Source organism: Jatrophihabitans sp., assembly GCF_051960575.1.
GTDB lineage: Bacteria > Actinomycetota > Actinomycetes > Mycobacteriales > Jatrophihabitantaceae > JBQCEE01.
Window position 1 is genome coordinate 20,812 of the sequence record NZ_JBQCEE010000204.1, and the last position, 6,931, is coordinate 27,742.

7 protein-coding genes and 1 pseudogene are annotated in these 6,931 nt (G+C 72.6%); 5 read left to right on the forward strand and 3 right to left on the reverse strand.

What is annotated here, in order from left to right; all coding sequences use genetic code 11:
• Nucleotide 1 precedes the first annotated feature (1 nt).
• The 3 genes from ACTHMS_RS11380 to ACTHMS_RS11390 all read right to left on the reverse strand — a co-directional run bounded on the left by ACTHMS_RS11380 (nucleotide 2) and on the right by ACTHMS_RS11390 (nucleotide 1,834).
• A complete protein-coding gene (locus tag ACTHMS_RS11380; protein WP_440306778.1) occupies nucleotides 2-823 on the reverse strand; it encodes an SDR family NAD(P)-dependent oxidoreductase in 822 nt (273 codons plus the stop codon).
• A gap of 68 nt (nucleotides 824-891) precedes the next feature.
• A complete protein-coding gene (locus ACTHMS_RS11385; protein ID WP_440306779.1) occupies nucleotides 892-1,278 on the reverse strand; it encodes an ATP-binding protein in 387 nt (128 codons plus the stop codon).
• 163 nt (nucleotides 1,279-1,441) lie between these two features.
• On the reverse strand, nucleotides 1,442-1,834 hold the full coding sequence (locus tag ACTHMS_RS11390; protein WP_440306780.1) for a hypothetical protein: 393 nt from the start codon (nucleotides 1,832-1,834) through the stop codon (nucleotides 1,442-1,444).
• 369 nt (nucleotides 1,835-2,203) lie between these two features.
• On the opposite strand from ACTHMS_RS11390, the gene ACTHMS_RS11395 reads away from it, so the two are divergent.
• The 5 genes and pseudogenes from ACTHMS_RS11395 to ACTHMS_RS11415 all read left to right on the forward strand — a co-directional run.
• A complete protein-coding gene (locus tag ACTHMS_RS11395) occupies nucleotides 2,204-3,484 on the forward strand; it encodes an efflux RND transporter periplasmic adaptor subunit (protein ID WP_440306781.1) in 1,281 nt (426 codons plus the stop codon).
• Nucleotides 3,485-3,509: 25 nt separating this feature from the next.
• Entirely contained in the window at nucleotides 3,510-4,223 is a 714-nt protein-coding gene (locus ACTHMS_RS11400; protein WP_440306784.1) for an ABC transporter ATP-binding protein, read from the forward strand.
• Nucleotides 4,220-5,449, forward strand: coding sequence for an ABC transporter permease (locus tag ACTHMS_RS11405; protein ID WP_440306782.1), 1,230 nt, complete (start codon nucleotides 4,220-4,222; stop codon nucleotides 5,447-5,449). The genes ACTHMS_RS11400 and ACTHMS_RS11405 overlap by 4 nt, the downstream gene beginning before the upstream one ends.
• A gap of 28 nt (nucleotides 5,450-5,477) precedes the next feature.
• Nucleotides 5,478-6,332 (forward strand): hypothetical protein, encoded by an 855-nt coding sequence (locus ACTHMS_RS11410; protein WP_440306783.1) that lies wholly within the window; start codon nucleotides 5,478-5,480, stop codon nucleotides 6,330-6,332.
• Nucleotides 6,322-6,931 (forward strand): annotated as a pseudogene (locus ACTHMS_RS11415) (RND transporter); the annotation flags it as partial. The gene ACTHMS_RS11410 and the pseudogene ACTHMS_RS11415, both read left to right, overlap by 11 nt.

Consider the following 6,931-nt stretch of genomic DNA (forward strand, 5'->3'; position numbering starts at 1 on the left):
GTCAGCCGCCCAGCGGAGCGACGCGCTCGAGCAGGGCCGTGGTGCGCCCGAAGACGCGCGGCAGATGGCGTTTGAGGCTCCACAACGCCTTCGCGTCGAGTTGCGGCAGCACGTACTGCGCGCCACGGTCGTGCGCGTCGAGCGTCGTACGCGCGACCCGCTCGGGCGACATCCCGACCAGGCGCATCACCGTCGCCGCGAGCTCGTTCGAGCGCGACTCGATCCGGCCGCCGGCGAGGATGTTGGTGCGGACGAAGGTCGGGCACAGCGCCGTGACGTGCACGCCCGAACCGGCGAGTTCGGCCGCGAGTGTCTCGGTCAGCGCGAGCACGCCGGCCTTGCTGACGTTGTAGGCGGCCATCCGCGGCGCTGCGGCGAACGAGGCCGCGGACGCGACGTTGATGATGCCGCCGCGCCCGGCCTCGCGCAGCTGTGGCGTGAAGACGTGGCAACCGTGGATGACGCCCCAGAGGTTCACGTCGATCGTCCAGCGCCAGTCGTCCAGCGGTGTCTCGCCGACGAGCCGGCCGCCCTGCCCGACGCCGGCGTTGTTGACGACGAGCGTCGCGGGACCTCCGAACCACTGGCGCGCCGTGTCCGCCAGTTCTGCGACCTGTTCGGCGTCGCGCACATCGGTGTGCACGGCGACCGCCTTGCCGCCCCGCACCGCGATGTCGTCGGCGGTGCGCTGCGCAGAGGCGAGGTCGATGTCGCTGCACACCACCTGGCTGTCTCGTGCGGCGAGTTCGAGCGCGAAGGCGCGGCCGATGCCGCTGCCCGCGCCGGTGACGACGGCGTTCGCCGCCCTGCTTCGTCGTGTCATGCGCACACTGAAGCAGCCAATGTGCCATTGGTCAATGGCACATTCACCGACGGGTCGACCCGACGAGGTCAGAGCTCGTCGCGGATGAGCAGCGCCCACACCGTCTTGGTGCCGTCCGGGTTGCGATGCCAGTCCCACTCGGCGGACACGGCGTGCACGACGTCGATGCCGTCGACGAGCAGATCGAGCGCGTGGTCCTCGAGCTGCTCGGTCGCCTCGCCGTGCTGGTCGGTCACGTCGACGCGGATGGCGAAGTCGTCGGCCGTGACGGCGAGATCGATCGCGCCGTAGCCGGCGCGGACCGCCACCGTGACGATCTCGGACGTGATCAGCTCGAGGTCACGCAGCAGCGGATCGGGGACGCGGGTCTCCGCGACCTGCGCACGCACCCAGTGCCGCGCCGCGCCGATGGACGAGGCGTCTGCCGGCAGACGCACCCGCTCGAGCACAGCCATGCCCGGCCACCTCCGTCCGAACCCTGCGGCGTCGACAAGATCATTCCCCGTGCGCGTCCATGATCATCGAGAAACGCACACACGGAACAGAACGGACAGGTGACGATTTGGTGACGGCCACCGTGACGAGGCTCTCCTCGTCCGACGACCGGAGCGGGTCGACTCAGACGGTGCGCAGCTCGATCGTCGTGGCACGCAGGGTCTCGAAGTACGGCACTCGCAGCTCGAAGGCATCGCCACCGTCGGCGAGCGGGACGACCGGCCAGTCCTCGGCGCCGAGCACCGAGAGCGCCTCGACCATGCCCTCGGTGATGTGGTCCTGGATCACCGCGACCAGGTCCCGCAGCGGCAGGTCGTGCGGCTGCTCGAAGCGCACCGCGAGCGCCCACGCGTCGACCGTGACGATCCGCATGGTCGACGGGTCGATGCCGCCGGAGAGCACAGCGCCGCCCTCGAAGAGGGTGATGGTGGTGTCCTGCGGCACGTCGAGCAGGTACTCGACGAGCTGGGGGTGCAGGTCGTCGCCGAGCGTCAGCACGGCATAGGCCTGGTGCATCAGCGTCCCTCCTGTCAGGGCGGCCGGGATGGTGCGTCGTGAATGTCCGATGTGTCGATCCTGTTGCGGCACAAGATCGGTCGACAGGGGCGAAAGGACGTGCCCTCCGGTCCCTATGGAGCACATCGGCCAGGGCCATCCGACCATGAGGCAATTCACACGCGGATTTCACATCTCAGTGCTGTGACCTGCGCGGTCGCTCGGTTGCGGGCCGTCGTCCCGAGCTGAGCGCCGACCAAGCCCGCACGGCCGGCTGACAGCGAACACTGCGCCGATCCATAGGTCGCGCCCAGCCGGTTGACATCGGTCAACGATCTGCTGTGGCGCGTCGGAAGGAACTGCGATGGCCCCTGCCCCGGGACGACTCCCGTGACGCACCACCTGCCCAGCGCCGTGCGGACGCACCCGCGCCTCACCGCCGCCGGTGCGGTCGTCGTGCTCCTGGCCGTGGCGGGCGGCAGCTATCTCGCCCTGCACGGTGACAGCACCGCCGCAGCCCAGGCTGCGACGACGACGACCCAGACGGTCAGCACCGGCACGCTGCGACAGACGGTCTCGGCCACCGGGACGCTCGCGCCGGCGCACGACGAGAGCCTCGACTTCGCCGTCTCGGGGCAGGTGACGCAGGTGCTGGTCAAGGTCGGTCAGTACGTCGCGACGAACCAGGTGCTGGCACGCATCGATTCGGCCGCGCTCGCGGCGAACGTCGCCCAGGCACGGTCGTCGGTCGCATCGGCGCGCGCACGCGTCGACGACGACGAGACCAACGGCGTCGACGCCACCCAGCTGTCCGCCGACACGGCGGCGTTGACGGCGGCCGAGAACCAGCTTGCCTCCGCCCGCACGCAACGCAGTGAGGCCACGCTGCGCTCGCCCATCGCGGGCGCAGTCGCCGCGGTCAACCTCACCGTGGGACAGAACGTCTCGGGCAGCGGCGCGAGCTCCGGCGGCTCCGGCGGTGGTGGCGGTGGTGGTGGCGGGTTCGGCGGCTCGTCCTCGTCGAGCAGCTCGTCGTCCGGCGCGCAGATCGAGGTGATCAGCACCGACGCCTGGCAGGTCAGCGCCTCCGTCGACGCGTCGTCGGTCGGCCTGATCCAGCAGGGCGACCAGGCCCAGCTCACCGTCGGCGGCGCGGCTGCCACCGTCTACGGCACGGTCGGCTCGATCGGTCTCATCTCGTCGTCGAGCGGTGGCACCGCGAGCTACCCGGTGACCATCGACGTCACCGGCTCGCCGAGCGGCCTCCACGACGGCGCGAGCGTGACCGCCACGATCATCTACAAGCAACTGACCGACGTCATCACCGTCCCCACGCTCGCGCTGCACCGCAGCACGAGCGGCGCGACCACCGTCGACAAGGTCGTCGGCGGCCGGACCGTCAGCACGACGGTCACCACCGGGATCACGAGCGGGCTGCAGGTGCAGATCACGTCCGGACTCCAGGCGGGCGACACCATCGTCGTCCCTGTACTGCAGCGCACGGCCGGCGGCGGCGGGAACGTCGGTCCCGGGACAGGCCGGTTCGGCGGCACCGGCGGCACCGGCCGCTTCGGCGGCGGCCAGTTCGGCGGCGGCCAGTTCGGCGGCGGAGGTGGCCAGTTCCCGGGCGGCTTCACCGGGCGTCTCAACAACGGTGGCAACGGTGATTGAGACGACGCTCGACTGGTCGGCGCTGATGCGCGCCGGCGGCGCGCCCGTCATCGATCTGGTCGACGTCCGCAAGACCTACCGCACCGGCGCGATGGAGGTCGAGGCGCTGCGCGGCGTCACGCTCTCGATCGCCGACGGCGAGTACGTCGCGATCATGGGGCCGTCCGGCTCCGGCAAGTCGACGCTCATGCACATCCTCGGCTGCCTCGACGTGCCGACGTCCGGCACGTACCGCCTGGCCGGCGAGGACGTCGGCGCGATGGACGAACTCGACCTCGCCGAGGCACGCAACCGCCGCATCGGGTTCGTCTTCCAGCAGTTCAACCTGCTGCCGAACCTCACCGCGCTGCGGAACGTCGAGCTGCCCCTGATCTACGCCGGGATGCCGAAGGAGCAGCGACGGCGTGCCGCCGAGGCGGCGCTGGCGCGGGTCGGGCTCGCCGACCGCGTGCACCACCGCCCCGGCGAGCTCTCCGGTGGGCAGCAGCAGCGGGCGGCCGTCGCGCGGGCCCTGGTCGGCGACCCGGCGCTGCTGCTCGCCGACGAGCCGACCGGCAACCTCGACTCGGTCGCGACGGCCGACGTGCTCGCCCTCTTCGACGAGCTGCACGCCCAGGGCCGCACGGTCGTGCTGATCACGCACGAGGCCGAGGTCGCCGAACGAGCTGCGCGGGTCATCCGCGTGCGCGACGGCAGGATCGCCGCTGACGAGCGCTCCGTCACGAGTGGGCCGCGATGAACTGGGCCGACACCGTCGGCAGCGGCTGGGACGCGATTCGCACCCACCGGCTGCGCTCGACGCTCACCGCCCTCGGCATCCTCATCGGCATCGCGGCGGTCGTGCTCACGGTCGGGTTCGGCCAGGGCGCCCAGCGCAAGGTGTCCGACCAGCTGGCCGCGCTCGGCGGCAACCTGCTCATCGTGTCGCCGGGCAGCTCGACGACCAGCGGGGTGCGCGGCGGCTTCGGCTCGGCGTCGACGCTCACGTCCGCCGACGCCAGCGCGCTCGGCTCGAAGCGGGCCGCGCCGGACGTCGCCGCCGTCGCCCCGGTGCTGCAGAGCGCCGGGCAGTCGCTGGTGAACGGCGCGACGAACTGGACGACGACCGTCGTCGGCACGACGCCGTCGTGGGACTCGGTGCGCGGGCGTCACCTGCAGTCGGGTCGGTTCCTCACCGCCGCGGACGAGCAGCAGGCCGCCGCCGTCGTCGTGCTGGCCGCCGACACCGCGTCCGAGCTGTTCGGCAGGTTCGACCCGGTGGGCCAGTCCGTCACGATCGGGAGCACGCCGTACCAGGTGATCGGGGTGCTCGCGTCCGCCGGCTCGGACTCGACGACGAACCTCGACGACCAGGCGATCGTCCCGCTCAGCACCGCCGCGCAGCGCATCGTCGGTGGCACGAGCCGCACGTCGGTGCAGACGGTGTACGTCAAGGCCGTGAGCCCGGCGCGGCTCACCGCGGCCTACCAGGAGACCGACGCGATCCTGTCCTACCGCCACGGCACCACAGCGGCCGACGCCGACTTCACCATCACGACGCAGCAGTCGGTGATCACCACGACGTCGTCGGTCGACCGCACGCTGACGACCCTGCTCATCGGCGTCGCCGCGCTGTCCCTGCTCGTCGGCGGCATCGGCGTCATGAACATCATGCTGGTGTCGGTCAAGGAGCGCACGCGCGAGATCGGCCTGCGCAAGGCGCTCGGCGGCACGCCCGCGGCCATCCGACGCCAGTTCCTCACCGAGGCCTCGATGCTCGGTCTCACCGGCGGACTGCTCGGGGTGGCCGTGGGTGTAGCGGCCGCCGAGGTGCTGCCGCACCTGATCAGCAACCCGATCGCGATCTCGCTGCCCTGGATCGGCATCGCCATCGCGACCGCCATCACCATCGGCGTCGGCTTCGGGGTCTACCCCGCGGCCCGCGCCGCGCGGCTCTCCCCCATCGACGCACTGCGCAGCGAATGAGCGCCCAACACCTGTGAAGGACCACCCCATGACCCCGTCTCTCACCCGCGGCCTGGCCGCCGCTTCGTTGCTCGCCCTCGCCGCCGGCGTCGTCACGGCCTGCAGCTCGTCGGCCGGATCGTCACCGTCGGCCGCCACCGCTCCGAGCACCTCCGCCGCCGCCCGCGCGGGCGCGAACGGCTTCGCCGGCGGGCGCGGGCCGGCGGCGTCCGGGCTGGTGGCGGCCATCCGCGGCCGCACACTGCAGGTGCAGAACCCGCAGAGCGGGCAGGTGGCCGTGGTCTACACGGCGACCACCAGTTTCACCCGGACGGTGACCACCACGATCACGGCTGTCACGGTCGGCGCCTGTGTCACCGCGATCCCGCCGACGGGCACCGCGCCGACGGCGACGTCGTTCACCGCGACCCGCGTGACGGTGAGCCCCGCCGTCGACGGCGAGTGCGGTTTCGGCTTCGGCGGCGGTGGGCGTGGCGCCGGACGCTCGGGCGCACCCGGCGACCCGGGGGTGCCGGCGGGCGGCCGCCCGTCCGGCGTGCCGAGCTTCCAACGCCCGACGGGCTTCCCGTCCGGCGGTGCCGCCCGGTCGGGGTTCGGCGCGATCGCCGCCGGCTCGGTGACCGCCGTCGCGGGCTCGACGATCACCGTCGCGGCGCGTGACTTCGGCTCATCCGGCACGACGACCAAAACCGTCACCGTCGGCCCGAGCACGGTGATCACCACGACGGCGAAGGCCACGGCCGCGGCGCTCGAGGTCGGGCGCTGCATCACGGCGCAGGGCAAGGCCGACACGACGGGCACCGTCACCGCGACCCGCATCGCGGTGAGCGACGCGGTGAACGGCTCGTGCAGCACCGGCTTCGGGTTCCGACGTGGCAACTGATCGGGCACGGCGGGCACGGATCCGGCGGCGACGCGCGGTCGCACTCGGCTCGGGCCTCGCCGTCGTCGCGGCCGGCACGGCCGTCGCCGTCGCCGAGACCGGTGGCACCGGCGCGTCGTACCGGCTGGCCACGGTCTCCCGGGGTGACGTCATCGGCACGGTCGAGGCCTCGGGCACCGTCAGCGCGTCGAGCAAGGTCACCGCCACCTTCGCGGGGTCGGGCACCGTCGCCGCGGTCGACGTCGGGGTCGGCCAGGCCGTCACGGCTGGTCAGCCGCTGGCCCGGGTGTCGACCACATCGCTGCAGGACAGCCTCGACGCCGCCCGCTCGACCCTCGCGTCCGCGCGCCAACGGCTCGCTGCGGACGAGACGGGCGAGGCAGGCGGGACCTCGGCGACCGGTTCAGGCTTAGACACGTCCTCAACAGCCGTGGCAACCGCGAGTTACTCAACGACTGTTGAGAGTGGCCGGGTGCGTGCGGTAGCGTTGCGCTCGCCGGGGACGCCGGGCGGGGCGCGCGGCGGGCCCGCCCCCGCGCGGGCCGCCCCCCCCCCCCCCCGCGCGGGGGCACGCCGGGGCGCGGCGGCGGGGGGGGGCG

Bases quoted from the DNA above. Each gene is read 5' to 3' on its own strand.
- ACTHMS_RS11380 (WP_440306778.1), bottom strand. From the start codon at position 823: ATGACACGACGAAGCAGGGCGGCGAACGCCGTCGTCACCGGCGCGGGC.
- ACTHMS_RS11385 (WP_440306779.1), bottom strand. From the start codon at position 1,278: ATGGCTGTGCTCGAGCGGGTGCGTCTGCCGGCAGACGCCTCGTCCATC.
- ACTHMS_RS11390 (WP_440306780.1), bottom strand. From the start codon at position 1,834: ATGCACCAGGCCTATGCCGTGCTGACGCTCGGCGACGACCTGCACCCC.
- ACTHMS_RS11400 (WP_440306784.1), top strand. From the start codon at position 3,510: ATGCGCGCCGGCGGCGCGCCCGTCATCGATCTGGTCGACGTCCGCAAG.
- ACTHMS_RS11405 (WP_440306782.1), top strand. From the start codon at position 4,220: ATGAACTGGGCCGACACCGTCGGCAGCGGCTGGGACGCGATTCGCACC.
- ACTHMS_RS11410 (WP_440306783.1), top strand. From the start codon at position 5,478: ATGACCCCGTCTCTCACCCGCGGCCTGGCCGCCGCTTCGTTGCTCGCC.